Below are 18,022 nucleotides of genomic sequence, written 5' to 3'. Positions count from 1 at the left end.
AGTGTTTGATGAGACGAAGACGATATCCGCTGAGTATCCACATCACTAGCCTTTTCCTAATTTTGACAACACTTGTTGGTGCCGTACTTATCTCAATAAGCTATCGCCATTCACAAGAGTTGTTGTTAGGGACGGTGAGCGAAATCAGTAATGAACATCGCGATAAGCTGGAATCGGTATTTAAGCAAGCCATCGCACCCGTTATCACAACCTTGAATGTGATGGCTGTGAGCCCGTTTGTTTCTCATCAAACTTCGTCTACTGAGCAGGAGTCTTGGATTGCCTCGATAGACATCATATTCAAACAAAATACCAATTTAGTTGCGCTGTTTTACGGGTCTGATGATGGAGAGTTTAGGATTTTCCGCCCACTGAGCACCAACAAGCAAAGACTTGAAAACAACGCACCAGCCAAGGCCACGATGATGGTCAGCACGATCAACCTCAAGGGCGAGAACCTTATCTCTTACCTTGATGGCGCACATAAGGTATTGAGCATTGTGCAACAGGAGAGTGAGTTTAATCCTACAACCCGACCTTGGTTCCGTAACGCTAAACCCGATGGAACAATCAAACTCTCTGAGCCGTACCTGTTTTACTTTCTTAAAAAGAACGGCATTACCCTATCAAGGCGAACTTATGAAGGTAATCATGTGGTTGGCGCTGATTTCACTTTAGACTCTTTATCCTCTCAGATAAGCCAGCTCGCTTATTCGCCACAGAGTCGCTTGGCTTTGTTTGACCAACATTTTAACCTGCTCGGTCAACATCAGCTGGACTTAGCAATACCCAACTTAAGCCCCATAGGTGAAAACAACCGCACCAACAGTAACGTAGGCGACAATAAAGGATCCGGTAGCGAGCAAAGCCAACAACTATTCAACATCCCTAAACGTGATCAAATGGCGGCCTTAAAGTCGTCTGTTCTAGCCCCTCTTATTTCTGATGAAGAGAAATTTAACCTCAACCTAAAGAACATTGAGTACAACCTAAATACTTGGGCATTAACATTAACGCCCGTTGAGCTGACTCAAGACGTCACCCTTTATCTGGCCGAAGCAACGCCACACAATGATCTGCTTTCTGATCTTATCTCGATGCGTGATAAGCAAGTTGCCGTCGCGATTGGTATGTTGTTTATCTGTTTTGGTATCGTGTGGTTAGTCGCCAACCGCTTATCCCAACCTCTCAATACACTCATGCAGCTTACTGACAACATCGCTCGATTCGATTTCAGAAGAACCCATTACCCTAAGAGCATGATAAAAGAAGTCGCTAACCTCGCCCATTCCATTGAGCTGATGGAGCACACGCTTCATGATCTGATTAATTTACTTCGGGACACCGCGGGTAATCAGGAGTTTTCGATATTAGCCAAGAACATTGCCCATCAAAGCTACCTAATTACCAAAGCTGAAACCATCGTGCTGTTTACTCAATCTGAAGAAAAGGATGTGTTTGATACGGCAGCGAACCTCGCCATTCTTCCTTTCAAGGCCGACATCAATGACTTCATCAAGCATACCCCTTGGTTGTTGTGTCAGCTTAAATCAGGCGAGACCATCCACCTTAACCGACAAGACAATGTTCTTAACTATTACCAAGATTCGATATTCAATTCTGACCTGTACCTTTTCCCACTATTGAACCGTGAAAAGTTGTTGGTGGGCATTGTTGCAATTGGCTATGAAAGACCAATCACTAAGATGCAGGCAGACAAACATGCATTTTTGAGGGAGCTACTGAGCTTTGCTGAAATCGCCAAAGACAACATTGACCAAATGCAGCAACAGAAAGACATGCTCAATGCCTTTATCGAATTGATTGCTTCAGCGATTGATACCAAGTCGCCATACACGGGCGGGCATTGCCAACGAGTTCCTGAACTGACCAAATGGTTAACCCAAGCCACCATAGACGACGACCGTTACTACCCACAGTTCTCGCTTGATAATAAACAATGGGAAGAACTCATGCTGGCTGCTTGGTTACACGATTGTGGCAAAGTGACGACGCCAGAATATGTCGTAGACAAAGCTACAAAACTTGAAACCATTTACGACCGAATCCATGAAGTGCGAATGCGTTTCGAACTGTTAAAACAACAGGCTGAAACCGATTACTGGAAAGCCATAGCGAACGGAGCGCTTCAAGAAGAACAACTGAAAGTTCTCGAGCAAAGTTTGTCGGAATTGGATGAAGAGTTTGCCTTCATAGCCGAGTGTAACCTCGGTGGAGAGTCGATGACAGATGAGCAACTAGAACGCTTAGACCAAATAGCCAAACGCCAGTGGAAACGAACACTCGACGATCAGCTAGGTTTATCTTGGTCTGAAAAAGAAAGATTTAACACGCAGCAAGATACCTCTGAGAAGAGTGAAGCTGATCCAACAATCAAAGACCAAACGCTGCCAGTGATGGAGCCACTACTTGCTGATAAACCCGAACATAAAATACCTTGGGATAATGGCTTTAACCCAGCCGATGTGTGGCAAGAAGCGTTTGTACTCAAACCAGGTGAAGTGAAGTACAACCAAGGTGAATTGCACAATTTGAAAGTACGTCGCGGTACCTTAAACGACGAAGAACGCTTCATGATAAACGACCATATCATTCAAACCTTCACCATGCTCAACAAGCTCCCTTACCCATCTTATCTCAAGAACATTCCTGACATTGCCAGCGGACACCACGAACGTATCGATGGTAAGGGTTATCCGAGAGGCTTAAACGAAGACCAGTTACCTTTGCCGTCTAGAGCGATGGCCATTGCCGATGTGTTCGAAGCGCTCACCTCCAGTGATCGCCCGTATAAAAAAGGTAAACTCCTAAGCGAATCACTCAATATCATGACCGACATGGCCACCAGCGGTCATATCGATCCAAAACTGTATTTACTGTTTTTAGAAAACAAAATCTATGACAAATACGCTGAGCGATTCCTTGAAGCGAACCAACGATGCGAAATTGATCAAAACAAGCATATCGAACGAGTAAAAGAATACATTCGTTCACTGTTCTAGGCTTTATGTATTACGTTTTAGACTACAAGCTCAATGCTTAACTTTTAACAGCAGAGTCCAACACCGCAGCATCTGCTGCAGTCGCTAAAGCCACAGCAGTTCGCGGTGTTTGCTTGGTTTTTGCTTTGCTGTGTCTTTTAGCTAGTAGAGTATTGGTTATGCTCGCCACGACGATCAAATTGATGCCGATTAACTGCTGAGTTGAAAACACATCATCAAAGAACAAGCTCTGCCATAACGCACTGAACAGCATGTTAGTAAAAATTAGCGGTGCCAACTGAGATCCGCTGTCTGCCAACTTGTACGCTTTCGAGCGGAAGATTTGCGTGTTAATAGTAAATAGAGCCAATCCAAAAGCGCCAAGCCCAATCCAGCGTAAGCCTTCAAAAGATAACAGAGCCGAAAAGGTTCCATTGCCCGCAGTACTCTCAAGCACATCTGGAGTCGCAGATACTGAAGTAAACACAACCATTGGTATCACAATGATTGCCGCGACCAAGAACGTCCACGCGTTTAGCTCTGCGGGTGTCAGGCTAGTCTTGGACGCTCGATACAAACTCACTTGTGAACCCGAATTAAATACACCCGCCAATAACCCTAGCAACAACGCTGGCCTAAAGAACTCTGAGCCAAATTCAAACTGCGACCAGTCCCCAGCCATCATCACTACACCGACAAAGGTGACAACTAAACAAATCACTGTGGTTGTATGAATCTTGGTTCCAAACATTAATTTTTCTAACAAAGGAATGAACAGAGGGCCAGTGCTGAACAACACCACACCTTCAACCAGCGTTAGGGTTTGCAAAGACGTAAGAAAACACCACTGGCATGCCACCATAAAAATCGCACGCATCACTAAAGGTTTCCACATATCGAGTGAAGGTTTCGTGATTTTGTAAAACATCAAAAATAAGAATAAAAACAGGCTGGGTAACAAAAATCGCACGAAACTCAAAAATGAAACGGGCATTGATACCGATAGATACTTGGCCATTAAGCCACTTAAAGACAAACTGAACGTCGACAACAACATGAAAGCCGTCGCCTTGGTAATATCAGACATAATTATCACCTCCTATGACAGTTATTTTAGAGGCGTGACGTGATGAAAAATAGCGAGTAATATTAACCACAACTGTAAGGAAAACTTACCAATGAAGAAACTCGTTCCACTTAAATCCGTTTATGCTTTCATTGCTGTAGCCGAAACAGGCAGCATGACCGAAGCCGCTCGCGTGTTGTACGTCAGTCATTCAGCGGTAAGCCAAGCGATAAAATCATTGGAGCAACTGGTCAATAAGCCGCTGTTCCAACGTGTGGGTCGCCGTGTTGTGCTGAATGCCGCAGGTAAGCGATATTATCGAAAAGTCGCACCAGCATTGGAACAAGTAATAGAAGCCACAGAAGAACTCGCCAAAACGCCTAACGACCACCGCATCACCCTCAACATGGTGAACTCACTCGCCATGCACTGGTGGATCCCGCGAGTTTCGGAATTCCAAAGCTTTGCTCCCTCTCTTGATATTCGTATATCCACGCTAACGGGCTCTTTCGACATAGAACAAGAAGGTGTCGACATCGCGCTCGTGCACGGCAAACCGAGCGAGTGGGACAGATATTACAGCGAAAAGCTCGGTGACGATGATCTGGTATTGGTGTGCAGCCCAGCACTATTGAAAAACCAAATGGGATTGAGCGTTGAACAACTGGTGAAACAAAACCCAACCATTGGTGTCTTCAACCCAAGAAGACAGTATGACTGGCAAGTGTGGTGCGATCATTACCAAATACCCATGCCGACGTTCCACAGTAACTTGACGTTCGATGTCTCGATTCAAGCCGTGCAAGCTGCCATTCGTTCGCTTGGTGTATTAGTCACTCACCGCTTGTTTGTGAAAGATGACATCAGCCATGGCATGTTGGTCGAAATTAGTGAGCCAGTGGCTAACCCCCATCAAGATTTCTATTTCGTTTGTCCAAAAAACAAGTTAAAACAAGAAAGTGTGCTAAAACTGAGAACATGGTTGAGGCATGAATTCACACGCTCAGAGACAAAACTCAGCGAGTAGCTAATCATCAAGTAACCAATCATCAAGTAACTAATCAACTAGTAACAACTCATCTAGTAACCAACCATCTAACTTACAGAGGCCACTATGATTATTACCACCACACAATCTGTCGAAGGCAAACGTATTGTCGATTACAAAGGGGTTATTGCCGGAGAAGCCATTCTAGGGGTTAACGTATTCAAGGATATGTTTTCAGGTATTCGAGACTTCGTCGGTGGACGTTCTGGTACCTATGAAAAGGAGCTGGAGAAAGCACGTAACTACGCATTCAAAGAGCTGGAGCAGAAAGCGATTGAAGCGGGTGCAAACGCAGTGGTTGGTGTCGATATCGATTATGAAGTCTTAGGAACAGGTAATGGCATGTTGATGGTTTCAGCCAGCGGCACAGCGGTTGTCGTCGCTTAATCGAATCTGAAATCATTTGATTCAATAAATGCTTATTCCAACCTTCGGTTTGTTTATCACCAGAAGGTTGGAATAAGGATAAGCCGTGGCTGAAGTGAATTTAACTCGTTCTGCCTTCTTGCTCAGAGATGATGTCATCAAAAGAGGCAATTCGAGTAAGGAACGCCCCCTTGTCCTTCGGTAATATAGAGCTTGCCAAAGGCAGGTCTGCCTTCATCGCGTCGACCGCCCTTCCACGTACCAACACTTCAAAATGTAAGTGAGGCCCTGTCAAACGGCCTGTTGCACCCGACAACGCAATTTCCTGACCACGCTTAACCTGTTGCCCTTTCTTCACCAAAAAGCGGCTCAAGTGTAAATAACGTGTTTTGTAAACGCTGTTATGCTCTATCACCAGATACTTCCCTGCGTAAGGGTGGTCACGAAGCGCCACAACCCTACCGTCTCCGGTTGAATAAACGGGTGAACCCACAGGTGTTGCGAAATCAGTGCCATTATGTGGTGATATACGCCCTGTCACCGGATGTTTGCGGTACGGATTAAATGGTGAAGTGATTCTTCGGAACTGTTTGTCTATTGGGAATCGATTAAAAGCTTGCTCAAGGCTATTCCCTTCTCGGTCATAGAAACGTCCATCCGCAGCAAGAAAAGCCGCCACTTCCCTATTTCGTAGCTTGATAGAGATCCCTTGTACTTCAGTCTTACCCGTTAAGTGATCTTCCGTGTATTGCTCTTTAACCAACACATTAAAGCTGTCACCAACTCTGAGCTCTTTGGAGAAGTTGATTTTATCTTTCAGCGTTCGAGTGATATTGGCTATCTGGGCACTGGTTAAACCGGCCTTGTAAGCTGACGTGGAAAAACTACCCTGCACCGCACCTGAGTACAGTTTTTCTTTCCATTCCCCTGGAGTCTCTATGAACTGATAACTAAAACTACCGTCATCATTTTCTGTGTAGACCGCCTGTTCAACCAAGCTCTCATGGTAAATCAATTCGACTAGCTGTTTAGATTCACTATCCAACAACAACTCTAGATGATCGCCAGGTTTGATCGTGTCCAGTTTCAGTGATTCTAGATCGGCCTCAAGTATCTTTTGAGCCGTTCCGTAAGGGAGTTTCCAAGAGGTAAATACATTGCTGAGTGTATCCCCAACTTTGACAAAATAATGAACTCTTACCAGAGAACTTGACTCAACGTCTGAACTCGATGGCTTCTCATCAGCCGAAACCGCACCTTGATAAGGTGTAATTTTGATAGCGATGTCTTCTGGTGGTTCAGGCGAAAGAGAAAGATATAAAGCAAGTAAAAATGCGCTGATAGCAGTCACTATCAGGCCAGTGCGGAGGAACTTCATAAAAATACTTAACGGTTATTACAATGAACTTTTAAGATGTTATAACATAACAATTGATTCAATAAAATAAGCGAAATGTAAGAAACCGTTCCGTAAAAACGATTAAAAGCATGGTGAGCGTGCGAAGCTCACCATGTCATTAAATAATTACTCTTCACATAGAGCTTCAAAGCGGTCTAAACCTCTCAACATCTCGAAATCAGGCTCTTCTGCCAGAAGTTCTCTCATTGAACCACTGGCTTCGATAGATCGCTCTAAGTCGTCTATCGCCTGACCTTCTGCACCTAACCTTGCGTAGGCACAAGCACGTTGATACAAAGCGTGAGCATTTTGGTCATCAACTTCTAATACACGGTTACATAAGCTCATTGCCCAGTGGTACTCTTGCATATCCATCGCCGCATCCGCTTTATAAGTGAGCGCCTCTAAATCCCCCGGACGAACCTTTAAGATCTCATCGTAAATCTCAATTTTTTGCTCAGCCGTCTGTGCGTTTTGCGCTCTTAACCATAAATTATGAATCTCATTGATGATCTCAATCTCTCGATTATTTTCAGAGATGATTCGAGTTTTCCTTTTAAGATCCCTTTCAAGTACATTAAATTTCTTTTCGTACTCTTGAGCGATAGAATTTAATCGCTGGTCAGCCATTTCTTTGGTTGTGTGCTTGAGTTCTTTCAGTGATTGCCACCCAACCAATGCGATAAGTGAAGCAACGCCCGCAATAATGTAGAAGAAATAAGTTACCGTCACGTTGGCGTAGTTCAATGATTTATCCGCAACAGAGAGTTCACGATCAGTCATTTGGATCGTTAAACGTCTTTCGAGATCTTGCTGCTCCATACGCAATTGCTTCAACTCATCCAAGATATAACGTTCCATCAATGGTCTATCTAAATACTCTTGATCTGAGTACTTAACCTCTTCGTTTGCAAAACTCATGGTTGTGAACATTGAGATAACTGAAATCAATAAGATTCGAAGCATTATACATTCCTTATATATTTAGCTTTAAACTAACTGTATCTCGTTATAGGCATACAAGCTAGGAAGTCGGCAAGTTTGCCCTGTCTGTATTGGAATTAACACTCTAAAACATCATTGATAATTATAAAACACCTGAAGCAACATCATTAATTTATAATTAAGGAGAATACGGAGTATTACTGTTCGATATAATTAATTCGCGATGCAAATATACTAATAACTAGTTTTGGGCATCTATTTGAAAATTATTGTTATAACGATCAGAACGAGGTTAATTTGAATAATCCACGATACGATTTACTAAGCCGTGTGCTGCACTGGGTGATGGCTTCTGTGATCATCTATGCAACCGTCGCAGGCTATGTGATGCACTTTGTCACCAGTAGGCCCGAGCTATTTTCTTTCCTGTCAGTGCTCAACATGTCGTTGGCTACTGTCGCTACTCCTTTGTTGGCGATTCGATATATATGGAGTCATTTTAGAAGCACACCACCCATGCCTTCCTCTGTGGCTGCCGGTCAAATATGTATTGCCAAACTCGCCCACTCACTCATGTATCTCGTTATGTTCATGGTTTTCAGCACCGGTTATTTAATGCTTAAAGAGCCCTATTCATTATTTTGGCTAACAACCGTCGACAACCTAATAACCGACCCTGCAATCAACAGCTTCTTTTTCTATTTACATCGTACCAGTTGTATTGCCCTTGCTTGTTTAATCTTATTGCATATTAGTGCTGCGCTTAAACATCACTTCGTCTCTAAGAATTACGTGTTGAAGATGATGATCTAGGTTTAATAATTCGAACTTTTGAGCACAAACAAAAAAGCCACAGCGTGTAAGCTATGGCTTTATTTAATCTATTTAATTGCTCAGTTTTTTTGAGTATCTAGCATCACTTGCCAATATTCACATTTGGCTAAGAACTCTTTTAAATAGAGCTCTGGATTCTCTAGTTTCTCGCCGCCTTTTACATCAGCGCCAGTCACACGCCAAAAGCCACGAGTGACCAAGTTTCGATGATAAATAAAATCGCTGAGTTCATTAGCCTTCATAGGAAGTTGCTCACCAAACGTATTTTCGTAGTGGCTCAGAGTCGAGGCTTGCTCACTTGGTTTCTCTCTTAAAAAGGTATCCAAGTCCAAGCCTAGTTGATGTTGCGCTTCCTTTGGTAAGGCTTTAGCTAACTTAGAGATAACATTGAACAGAGCCAACTCAACTTTTTGAGACGCTAATAACGATGCGCCTAAAAGCGCATGTTCATTGGAAATATGTTGCTCTGTTGATGAAGCGGTTGCTGTTGTCACTGTGTTAACCTCAAATAATCATAACGGGTGTTACTGAACTGGATAGAGTCTTATCATTACGCTGAATCTTATTCTGGTAATTAAGAAGAATCTTGTCGTTAAGCAGAGTCTTGCAACTAAGCAGAATCTTTTAGCAGAACGCGTTCAGCATCAATAATGGTGAAGCCCGATTCGTCTTCATTCTTCTCGACTTGCACTAAACCTTTAAAACCAATTTGCGACAACTTGTTCGCAAGCTGATCCGGCGCGGTTTCAAACACTACATTCATAAAAGGCAAAGATTCAGCATCAACAAAACCATGCTCGTTAAACAGTTCCATTGCTTGAGATAAATGGTCTGAGTCGGTTAATTCAATAATTTCTACAACTTCTTCCAACAACATCTTCGATTCCATATTCGCCAGAAAATGACTGACACAAGCAAGTTCGTCTTGCTCGCATACATTCCGATGCCCTAAGACACCCCTTTAGTAGTAAGGAGATCATAACATATTAATAATCGTAAAATATGTTTATTTTCCCTAAGCCACTGGGGATAACAGAAAAGAATAGAAACTGATTAAGCATAATCAACAGCAATTTATCTCATCGAAAACGGTAAGTCTGACTTGAGATAATTAGGCTACCGTAGCTTGAGAATCGCTCGTTTCTACAATCGATTCTTGCAACAAACCGGCATAAATACCATTGTGTGCGACCAATTGTTGATGATTGCCTTGTTCAACGATTTCACCCTTTTCCAGCACCAAAATAGTGTCAGAGTGACGGACGGTACTCAGTCGGTGCGCTATCGCAATCACGGTTTTTTCTTTAAAAAGGCGCTGCATCGCTTTTTGAATAAGGTCTTCGGTAATTGAGTCTACTGAGCTAGTTGCCTCATCAAGCATCATCAGCTGCCCACCTTGTGCGACCGCTCGTGCAAACGAAATGAGCTGCGTTTGCCCCACAGATAAATTTGAGCCATTCTTTTCTAAATGGAAATCATAGCTTTGTGGCAATTGCTCAATAAACTTATCCGCGTACACATAGCGCGCTGCTTGTTCAACCTCAGCTCTAGTAAGATGTTCCTTACCCAAAGCAATATTGAACTGAATCGTCTCTTCGAATAAGTGCACATCTTGCATCATCATTGAGAACAAGTGGGCAGAGTCTTCGCTTGAAATTTGTGACAACTCAATGCCATTCAACAAAATGCTGCCTTCATAATCTTGATAAGTTTTAGAGATCAGACGCAGAATCGTCGACTTACCTGAACCCGTTGAACCGACAAGTGCGATTTGATGCCCTTTCCCCAGTACAAAAGAGACATTCTTTAGAACATATGGAGAATCGTCTTTGTAGCGGAAACTCACATTTTTGAACTCAAGACTGACAAACTTTTCGAGCTGGTTTTTGACTTGATGAGATGGCAATAAGTTACGCCCTTCCTCTTCTGTCGGCTCGACAAAAAGCTCTTCAATGTGGTCAAAAGCCGCAAACGAGCTTTGAATAGAGGCAATCTGAGAAGTAAAGTCACGAATGGGAACAAACACCTTTTCGAGCGTGTTGATGAATGCGATCAGCACACCCAATGTTAACGCACCTTCAATGACTTGCTCTGAGCCGTACCAGATCATAATCGCGATAGTGATTGAGGTGATGCCCGAGATAAACGAGAACAAAATCGCATCGTACTTATTGATCTTCTTTTGAGCTCGTAAAAACTCATCCGTGTAGCCTTGGTATCGTTGCTCGACTTGCTCCTCAGCGCGATACATCTGAACGGTTTTCATGCCAAATAGCACTTCTTGTAGGAAGCCAATACCACGCGCCAGTGTTGAGCGAGTAACCTTATACATCGCGCGGAGACGATTACGCACATAGACCGTCAAGTACATCACGGGAGGCATGATAATCAGCACAATCATAGTTAACTGCCAATCAATGAAGAGCATCATAATAAGCAGAGCAATGGTGTTGATACTGTCTTTAACCAATCCAACGACAGATTGAATAAACGTCTCGCCTATCGTTTCTAGATCACTGGTCAGACGCGAAAGAGTCACACCAATCGGTGTGTTATCGAAATAGCTACGAGGCAGTTTAAGCACACGCTCAAACAGTACTGAGCGCATGTCAGTAATGGTGTACTGGCCTGTCTTTCGCAGATTATACGAATAGGTAGTGTCGACCACATAACTGGCAATCAAGACAAGAACTAAATAGAAGACATACTCAAGTAACCCGTCCATATCACCCTTGCTCAAATGCACGTCGATCACTTGAATAATCAACCAAGGGAACAGCAGGCTTGTGATCACCGACAACGGAAGCATCGCAACACCCAGAATTGCTGAGCGTTTGTATTTCTTAGCAAACTTAAAAAAGTGCTTTAGATACTTAACATCAACACCCTTTAACATGCCGCTGCCTCCGTTTCATTCTGTTGTAATTGCCAAGTGTCGTAATAGTAAGCACAAGTTTTTAATAAGGTGTCATGGTCACCTTTCGCGATCACTTTCCCTTCATTCAGAACAATGATTTCGTCCATATATTCAAGGGCATTAACACGATGCGAAACCACCAGCACAGATTGATTTTTCAATCGATTGAACAGGCCTTCTAAGATCTTTCTTTCCGTTTCATAATCGACTGCTGACAGAACGTTATCCATGATGATTAAATCTGTAGGCTCTAATAAAGCACGCGCAATACTTAGGCGTTGCTTCTGGCCACCCGATAACATGATCCCTTTTTCACCGACTAAGGTTTGGTCGCCGTTTTCAAAACGAGTGACGTCATTCGCTAGTTGGCTCAACTCAAGAACTTCATCAACCTGACTCTTTGCGAGTTCAGTATCCAAACTGCCAAAACGAATGTTGTCTTCAACCGTTGCTGAAAACAAGTAAGGATCCTGAGTAACCGTTTTGACATAACGGCGTAAATCACTGCGTGAAAAGCTTGTTACGTCTGTTTCCCCGAGAAAAACCGTTCCTTTAGGCACATCTAGATGGTGATTCAAGCAGTTAACCAACGTCGTTTTACCTGAGCCAATTCCTCCTAATACACCGATTTTCTTACCTGCTGGAATATCAAAACTGATGTTATCAAGAATGAGTCGCTCCTCACCTTCGTATTGGAAGCTCAGGTTGCGCACAGAAAATGCCTTTCCCTTGAAAGATTCAACGTCTAATTCAGACAACTTCGCGTCATCCAATTCTGGAACTTGCGCATTAAGAATAGTTTGTGCGCTTTGAATTCCCACTATGCCACGCTGATAAATGGTCGCGATTCTGCCGAGCTGCATCAATGGCATAGCGAGTAAAACAGAATAAGTCAGGAAAGCGGTTATTTCGCCTAAAGTAAGCTCTTGCCTCATTAGCATAAAGCCACCAAGTCCCAGAATGATGATTTTCATTAAGTCGTTGGCATAATCGAGAACAGGCATGAAGAAGACTTGAATACGAGTGATCTTAAGGCGACATTCAAGCAGTCGCTGATTGAGCTTTTCGGTTTCGGCCTTCACCCAAGGTGACATCTGCTGACTCTTGATCAAATCAATCCCCGATAGGTAACTCATCAACTGAGCAGACAGATTCTGTAAACGCTTCATATGTTCTAAATGCAGCGCCTTCATCCGTTTAAAACCAACACGGAAAATCACAAAAGCGATTGAGATAGGAATAATCGAGTACATCGTAAGCTCTGGCGATATGCGCCACATGTAGAGCGGTGTTAATGACAGTGCCAACAGGGCATTAAAGAACTGCAGAAAGCCCACACCAAACAGCAAGCGAATGCCACTGAGGTCATTATTGATGATGGAGATCAGTCTTCCTGACGCAAACCTCTGGTGAAAGCTGTTAGGTAAACGGTTTAACTTTTGGAGAAGTGTCGTCTTAAGAGCCGCCTCTGTAATCCGCCCAGGGTTAAGCGCATAGATACGAGACAATATACGCACCACAACCATGGCGACCGACATGCCAACCACAATCCAAACATAGGTTTGAAGCTGCTGATGGCCACTTGAGGAAGCATCATCAATCAGATCTATCGCCAATTGGATATAGCGTGGTATTTCAACTTGAAGCCAATTTACGAGAAAAATGAAAACTATCGCCAACAAATAAGAAGTGCGATTCATACGCAAATAGTGGGCAATAAACTGTCTTTTATTCATGGAATTCTTTCTTTGAGGACGGGTTCGCGGCTGTACCATGGATTCGTCTGGGAGCTTGGTACATTCTCAGGTTTAAAGGTACACCAAAAAGACATAGTTGACAATATCAACCAAATTTATATTTAATCGTTCCGTTGTTTTTCAAGGCTACAAAAAGAAAATTTGCCGCCAAAATGGCGGCAAATATTTTAGGTTTGTTAAATGATGAGATTTAAAGGACGACGTCTACCTGCCCGTTGTTGATGTCCACTAAACGCTTCACTTCACTTCCCATTGCGGATGGATACCATACTTCTACCCAAACCTTATCAACATGATTTGGAAGAAGCAGTGTCGTTGAAAAATCAATATCCTCATTGATCGGCGTTCTCAACACTTGTGAGGTGTAATCGACAACCTCTCCATTAAAATCAGTGTAGATGCTCATAAAGCCTCGGGAGCTCTGTGAACTTGCCACATCAACGCTCACGGTAACTTCCCTTTCAGTCGAAAAATCGAAGCCTTCCGGGATAGAGAGCTCTACCGAACTCAAAGACTGTTGTGCAGGTGCAACGCTAGAGGTAACCGAGCTGCTTCCTCCAGCTGGTGCATTACTTGGTGGAGTCACAGAGCTGCTTCCTCCAGCTGGTGCATTACTTGGTGGAGTCACAGAGCTTGGAGCTGAAGCGCTACTGCTACCACCACCTCCCCCGCCACCACAAGCTGAAAGGAAGACAAGAGACACGCTACTCAGTATTAGTTTGATTGTTTTCATAAATCCTCCTTGATTAGTCTTCTGTTGACCAAGTTTTATCTGAAGTCGGGTTTTGGTACCAAGTTGGCTTCGCTGAGCCCCCTGAGGTCGCCCATTCGGCAAAATCAGGATACGCCTCACTGATATCAATGTACTCTGCCGGGTGATTCCAAGGAGATGAAATTAATATTCCCCAAGGCATATTTTGCGTAGTTCGATAATATTTATTGCTCGACGGGTCAGAGTCATCCTGCGCAATTCCGTAGAAATCACTAACTAACGTACCGCGAGTTGTCGGTGGGAAATCGGCAGTATGAATCTCTAAGTCTTTACCCGGAGAGCTAGTGAAGCTATCACCATGATACTGACCTTCACCCGGCCCAAAGATGAACGGGTCAAAGCCACTTAACGGCACCAGTGAACTCACTGTTGGCTCACTTCCAGAAGCAAATGGTAGAGAAATGCTGAACGTCATTTGTTCAGACTCCAACGACGGGCTACAAGAAGGGTTGGTGCGGTGGAACATACACTCGGCATTGATAGGTAGATCATTTTTTAGATTTAAAGAAGCAACGACGACTAGGTCTCCTCCTGGCGATGCGACTTCTTTGTCTTCCCCAGTAAACGGCGAGATATCAGCGCGAGTTACACCGTTTCTTTGTACTCGAGCGGTTTGAAGATCAATATCTGATTCGTCAAAGCCATTAAGTTTCCAGCCTAAACCGTTGCCGTAAGAGGCACCATAAGCCATTATCGTTCCTGTAATGTCCATTCGAAGAACCACATCGTCTTTACTTAGAATGGTCGTGCGGTAATAGACCACAACATCATTTAGATCAAAGTCACCCACTTCTGGCCAATTATCTTCGAACGCCGCTGTGTAGTAATTTGAATGTTGGATAGTGGTTCCTGGGTCAGTTACATTAAAAACATAATCCTCTACTTCGCCATCGCCTACATAACCATCACTTGGAATGTTCGGGCTACTTGCTAAGCGGAAGCGAGTTTGAACGACACCAACAGCTGCATCATCACCAACACGAATCGGAACAACTTGACTACCATCCACTACTGCATGATTTGTCAGTATTTGCTCGTCGTCAGCGAATGCCCCATCCATGTCCCAATCAGCCCACGCTTGAAGATAACCACTCCCCACTACATTTACGTTGATTAGGCTATCCAGTCCTATCTCTAGGTTAGATAACAAAGTAATGCCGTCGTCATCATTCCCGCCAATATCCAAATCATCGCCATTTGATGACGCACCGGGTTGTCCATCGGTATCTGCATCAATACTCGCGCCTAGATATAGTGTTGAAGAGACCGCGTGCTCAGCACCATTACTTGCCTGCAATGTGCCGTAACTATCAGGAGCGTCTCCGAAATCAGATTCATCGGAGCTTTCAATTGGAGTGGTGAATCCGGAGAGATCCCAGTTACCATCGAACGCGGAAAAGATGGGATTTGGGAAACTACTACCGCTTGTCGTCACCGTTTCAAATTGTAGGGTGACAATCGAGGTATTTTTGAACGTAAATTTGACCGCCCCTGAAGTATCGGTTTCAGAGTAATTGGTACCTGGCCCACTGAACAAAACCGAATCTCCATCTTCGCTTTCCTCAGCGGTTAAACTCGCGCCTGCAGAACCTGTTTGATAGCTGTAAAAACCTTCACTTTTAAACACACGAACTTGCTCTGATTGAACGGGTTCGCCATCAATGTCATAACCAATCATATCGAACTCTGGAACGGTATAAGGTTCTGAAAACGTGCCAGATAACCCGTCGGTTCCATCATAAAATTCGAACGTATAGATAAGACCCGCTGCGCCAGCAGAATTCGTTTGATAAAGGAAACCAATGTCTCCGTCTGGCTGATCCGGGCCTTCTTTATAATCGGGAGTGTGGAATAAAAACGTAGCATCACCAAAAACTTCACTGCTCACTTTCGCATCTATCGTTTTTCCATTGTGTGTGCCCACATTCAAAAAATGAATGACCGTTCCATCGTAAGAAGGGCCCGCCCAAGTGCTCAAATTTGTTGATTCAATATGGTTAGAAAAATCTAGATCAACGGACGTTGCATAGAGAGGGGCACTGACTGCCGCTGTGATAAGGGAAATAACCTGTCTGTATTTCATAATAAACCTCTACTTTATCTTCGCTAAGGCGAATTCCTTGAAAAGTACTTGAACTCAAAACGGCAGATTAAATAAACGTGATTCAAACAAGTAAATGGTGGAACGAATCAAGTGCTGGTCTATTAGTGTTGATGCCGAGTAAACAAGCTGCATATTCAATAAAGCAAAAGGGAAGCCAAGTTTTCGAGTAAGTGAAAGGTAATGATAAGGATATGAAAATAAAGGTTAATTTGTGTTTCTAACTTTTTAAACTGAGGCTGATGAGTCATATGTTCAAAATAGGAATCAATTTGCTCAAATGTTTAGTCAATTTAAAAGCCAATGGTTTGATCTATTCTTTATGCCAACATAAATCACACGAAACACGAACTAAACTGGGTTCGAAACAGCAACATTCAATTAGATGTATAGAGAGCTGATGGGCACCTAGGAATAAATTAAGCACATAAAAAACGCCTAAAAGCACACAGCTTTTAGGCGGTTAGATATCAACTAGATTAACTAGATTAACTAGATTAACTAGATTAACTAGATAAGTTTGAGGTAGAGATGCTTAAAAAATCGAAAGTCTCTGCGTCTAAAGCATCTCTTTGGCAATCAAATGCAGTAAGAAGGTTTCACGCTCAATACTCATGCCCTTTTTCGGGCTCTCGGCCATGGTCTTTTCATTATGGGCAATCGCTTCATGGATATTCATCCAAACCGGTTTCATCCCATTTTTCACTTCATAATCTTCGTAAGCCGTTTCACCAAGCTCACGATCGATCTTGCATGAGTAGCAGTAAGAGATCATGTGCATCATATCTGCGTCGTCTTTATACCAAGGACGAAACTCTTCAAAAATGCCGAACGGCTTGATGCTATGAATGTTCTTTGCACCGGTTTCTTCTTCGAGTTCACGAACCATACCAGCAATCACATCTTCACCTTCATCCAAACCACCACCAGGAATGGTGTAATCGTGATAGCGCTCGGTGTACAGCATCAGAATGTTTTCACCATCTAAGACAATTGCACGGGCAGCGTTACGCTTGTATACGGTTTTATTGTCTAGGTGATCGATATCAGGGTGAATTGTGGTTTTTAGATGTCTCATGATTCTGACTGCTCAACTGAATTTGGGCGGCATCATATCATAATAGAGAATAGATTCGAGGCTAAGAACAAGTGACACAACATCAAACACCACGCTCTTTAACCCAGTTTATGCATTGCCTTGAAAGAGTCAGTTCCGCTTCAAAATCCTCAGCTGTCCGTGTACTAATCTCGTAATACCATGGCCTCTCTTAGCTTGATCTAACACCCAAAAAGCAGCTAAACATGAAGAAATATCAACCTATTTCAATATCTTGACCAAATTAGGACAACCTTTTCTTAAATCTAAAATATACTAATTTCATAGAGCTTCTCATTTGGTTCTGTAGAACTTAACGCATTCGATTATAGAGTTATCACGTAGGAGATAAACATGAAGAAAATTGGTTTGATGGCTGTATTTGCCGTTGTATTAGGCGGTTGTGCAAACGACTATGCAGAATATAGCGAAGGCCAACGTGTTTCAGTCGCTAACCCAGCTGCGGTTTATTGTGTTCAACAAGATGGCGAATTAGATACGGTGACTGAAAACAATCAACGTACCACTTACTGTGTATTCGATGACGGTGAGCGCATTGAACAGTGGGAGTACTACCGCAATAACCACGAGCAAGAAGCTGAAAAGTAATCACTTCGACTGCGAGTTTCTAACCTCACCGCTGTAAGACCCCGCCCCAAAAATTCTAGTACGTTACGTAAACTGCCTGCCTCAAGGCAGCGGTTTACCGTATACACACA

Annotated in this window: 15 protein-coding genes; 5 read left to right on the top strand and 10 right to left on the bottom strand. The window is 43.3% G+C overall.

Annotation, left to right across the window (positions count from 1 at the left end; genetic code table 11):
• The first annotated feature begins 8 nt into the window (after nucleotides 1–8).
• Entirely contained in the window at nucleotides 9–3,023 is a 3,015-nt protein-coding gene (locus tag QWZ07_RS08205; RefSeq protein ID WP_192854008.1) for an HD domain-containing phosphohydrolase, read from the top strand.
• A gap of 37 nt (nucleotides 3,024–3,060) precedes the next feature.
• Here the strand turns inward: QWZ07_RS08205 and QWZ07_RS08200 are convergent, their stop codons facing one another.
• Complete coding sequence (locus QWZ07_RS08200; RefSeq protein ID WP_192854009.1) at nucleotides 3,061–4,089, bottom strand: DMT family transporter; 1,029 nt, start codon at nucleotides 4,087–4,089, stop codon at nucleotides 3,061–3,063.
• Between the two features lie 91 nt (nucleotides 4,090–4,180).
• Between QWZ07_RS08200 and QWZ07_RS08195 the strand changes: the two genes are divergently transcribed.
• Together QWZ07_RS08195 and QWZ07_RS08190 are read left to right on the top strand one after the other, a co-directional pair.
• Nucleotides 4,181–5,095, top strand: a complete 915-nt coding sequence (locus tag QWZ07_RS08195; RefSeq protein WP_192854010.1) for a LysR substrate-binding domain-containing protein — start codon at nucleotides 4,181–4,183, stop codon at nucleotides 5,093–5,095.
• An 87-nt stretch (nucleotides 5,096–5,182) separates the two neighbouring features.
• The gene (locus tag QWZ07_RS08190; RefSeq protein ID WP_004730185.1) at nucleotides 5,183–5,503 is read left to right on the top strand and encodes a heavy metal-binding domain-containing protein; all 321 of its coding nucleotides are present in this window, start codon (nucleotides 5,183–5,185) and stop codon (nucleotides 5,501–5,503) included.
• 100 nt (nucleotides 5,504–5,603) lie between these two features.
• On the opposite strand, the gene QWZ07_RS08185 is transcribed toward QWZ07_RS08190, so the two are convergent.
• The gene (locus QWZ07_RS08185; protein WP_192854011.1) at nucleotides 5,604–6,860 is read right to left on the bottom strand and encodes a peptidoglycan DD-metalloendopeptidase family protein; all 1,257 of its coding nucleotides are present in this window, start codon (nucleotides 6,858–6,860) and stop codon (nucleotides 5,604–5,606) included.
• 147 nt (nucleotides 6,861–7,007) lie between these two features.
• A complete protein-coding gene (locus QWZ07_RS08180) occupies nucleotides 7,008–7,847 on the bottom strand; it encodes a tetratricopeptide repeat protein (RefSeq protein WP_017111814.1) in 840 nt (279 codons plus the stop codon).
• A 276-nt stretch (nucleotides 7,848–8,123) separates the two neighbouring features.
• Between QWZ07_RS08180 and QWZ07_RS08175 the strand changes: the two genes are divergently transcribed.
• The gene (locus QWZ07_RS08175; protein ID WP_192854012.1) at nucleotides 8,124–8,639 is read left to right on the top strand and encodes a cytochrome b; all 516 of its coding nucleotides are present in this window, start codon (nucleotides 8,124–8,126) and stop codon (nucleotides 8,637–8,639) included.
• An 80-nt stretch (nucleotides 8,640–8,719) separates the two neighbouring features.
• Here the strand turns inward: QWZ07_RS08175 and QWZ07_RS08170 are convergent, their stop codons facing one another.
• The 7 genes from QWZ07_RS08170 to QWZ07_RS08140 all read right to left on the bottom strand — a co-directional run bounded on the left by QWZ07_RS08170 (nucleotide 8,720) and on the right by QWZ07_RS08140 (nucleotide 17,285).
• Nucleotides 8,720–9,154 carry a hypothetical protein gene (locus tag QWZ07_RS08170; RefSeq protein WP_102326874.1) on the bottom strand — a complete coding sequence of 145 codons (435 nt, stop codon included), beginning with the start codon at nucleotides 9,152–9,154 and terminating at the stop codon, nucleotides 8,720–8,722.
• 116 nt (nucleotides 9,155–9,270) lie between these two features.
• Nucleotides 9,271–9,537 carry a hypothetical protein gene (locus QWZ07_RS08165; RefSeq protein WP_192854013.1) on the bottom strand — a complete coding sequence of 89 codons (267 nt, stop codon included), beginning with the start codon at nucleotides 9,535–9,537 and terminating at the stop codon, nucleotides 9,271–9,273.
• Nucleotides 9,538–9,771: 234 nt separating this feature from the next.
• Nucleotides 9,772–11,556 (bottom strand): ABC transporter ATP-binding protein, encoded by a 1,785-nt coding sequence (locus QWZ07_RS08160; RefSeq protein ID WP_102282010.1) that lies wholly within the window; start codon nucleotides 11,554–11,556, stop codon nucleotides 9,772–9,774.
• The gene (locus QWZ07_RS08155; protein ID WP_192854014.1) at nucleotides 11,550–13,313 is read right to left on the bottom strand and encodes an ABC transporter ATP-binding protein; all 1,764 of its coding nucleotides are present in this window, start codon (nucleotides 13,311–13,313) and stop codon (nucleotides 11,550–11,552) included. Before QWZ07_RS08155 ends, QWZ07_RS08160 begins: the two co-directional genes overlap by 7 nt.
• Nucleotides 13,314–13,524: 211 nt before the next feature.
• A complete protein-coding gene (locus QWZ07_RS08150; protein WP_192854015.1) occupies nucleotides 13,525–14,067 on the bottom strand; it encodes a hypothetical protein in 543 nt (180 codons plus the stop codon).
• Nucleotides 14,068–14,080: 13 nt separating this feature from the next.
• Entirely contained in the window at nucleotides 14,081–16,189 is a 2,109-nt protein-coding gene (locus QWZ07_RS08145; protein WP_192854016.1) for an LruC domain-containing protein, read from the bottom strand.
• A 577-nt stretch (nucleotides 16,190–16,766) separates the two neighbouring features.
• On the bottom strand, nucleotides 16,767–17,285 hold the full coding sequence (locus QWZ07_RS08140; protein WP_017094984.1) for an NUDIX hydrolase: 519 nt from the start codon (nucleotides 17,283–17,285) through the stop codon (nucleotides 16,767–16,769).
• Between the two features lie 372 nt (nucleotides 17,286–17,657).
• On the opposite strand from QWZ07_RS08140, the gene QWZ07_RS08135 reads away from it, so the two are divergent.
• Nucleotides 17,658–17,912: a putative hemolysin gene (locus tag QWZ07_RS08135; RefSeq protein ID WP_017105223.1), complete on the top strand. Its 255-nt coding sequence runs from the start codon at nucleotides 17,658–17,660 to the stop codon at nucleotides 17,910–17,912.
• Nucleotides 17,913–18,022: the final 110 nt, after the last annotated feature.

The sequence above is a fragment of the Vibrio lentus genome (assembly GCF_030409755.1).
Taxonomy (GTDB): domain Bacteria; phylum Pseudomonadota; class Gammaproteobacteria; order Enterobacterales; family Vibrionaceae; genus Vibrio; species Vibrio lentus.
Note: the sequence above shows the minus strand (reverse complement) of the source record. Positions and strands in the feature narration are given on the sequence as shown.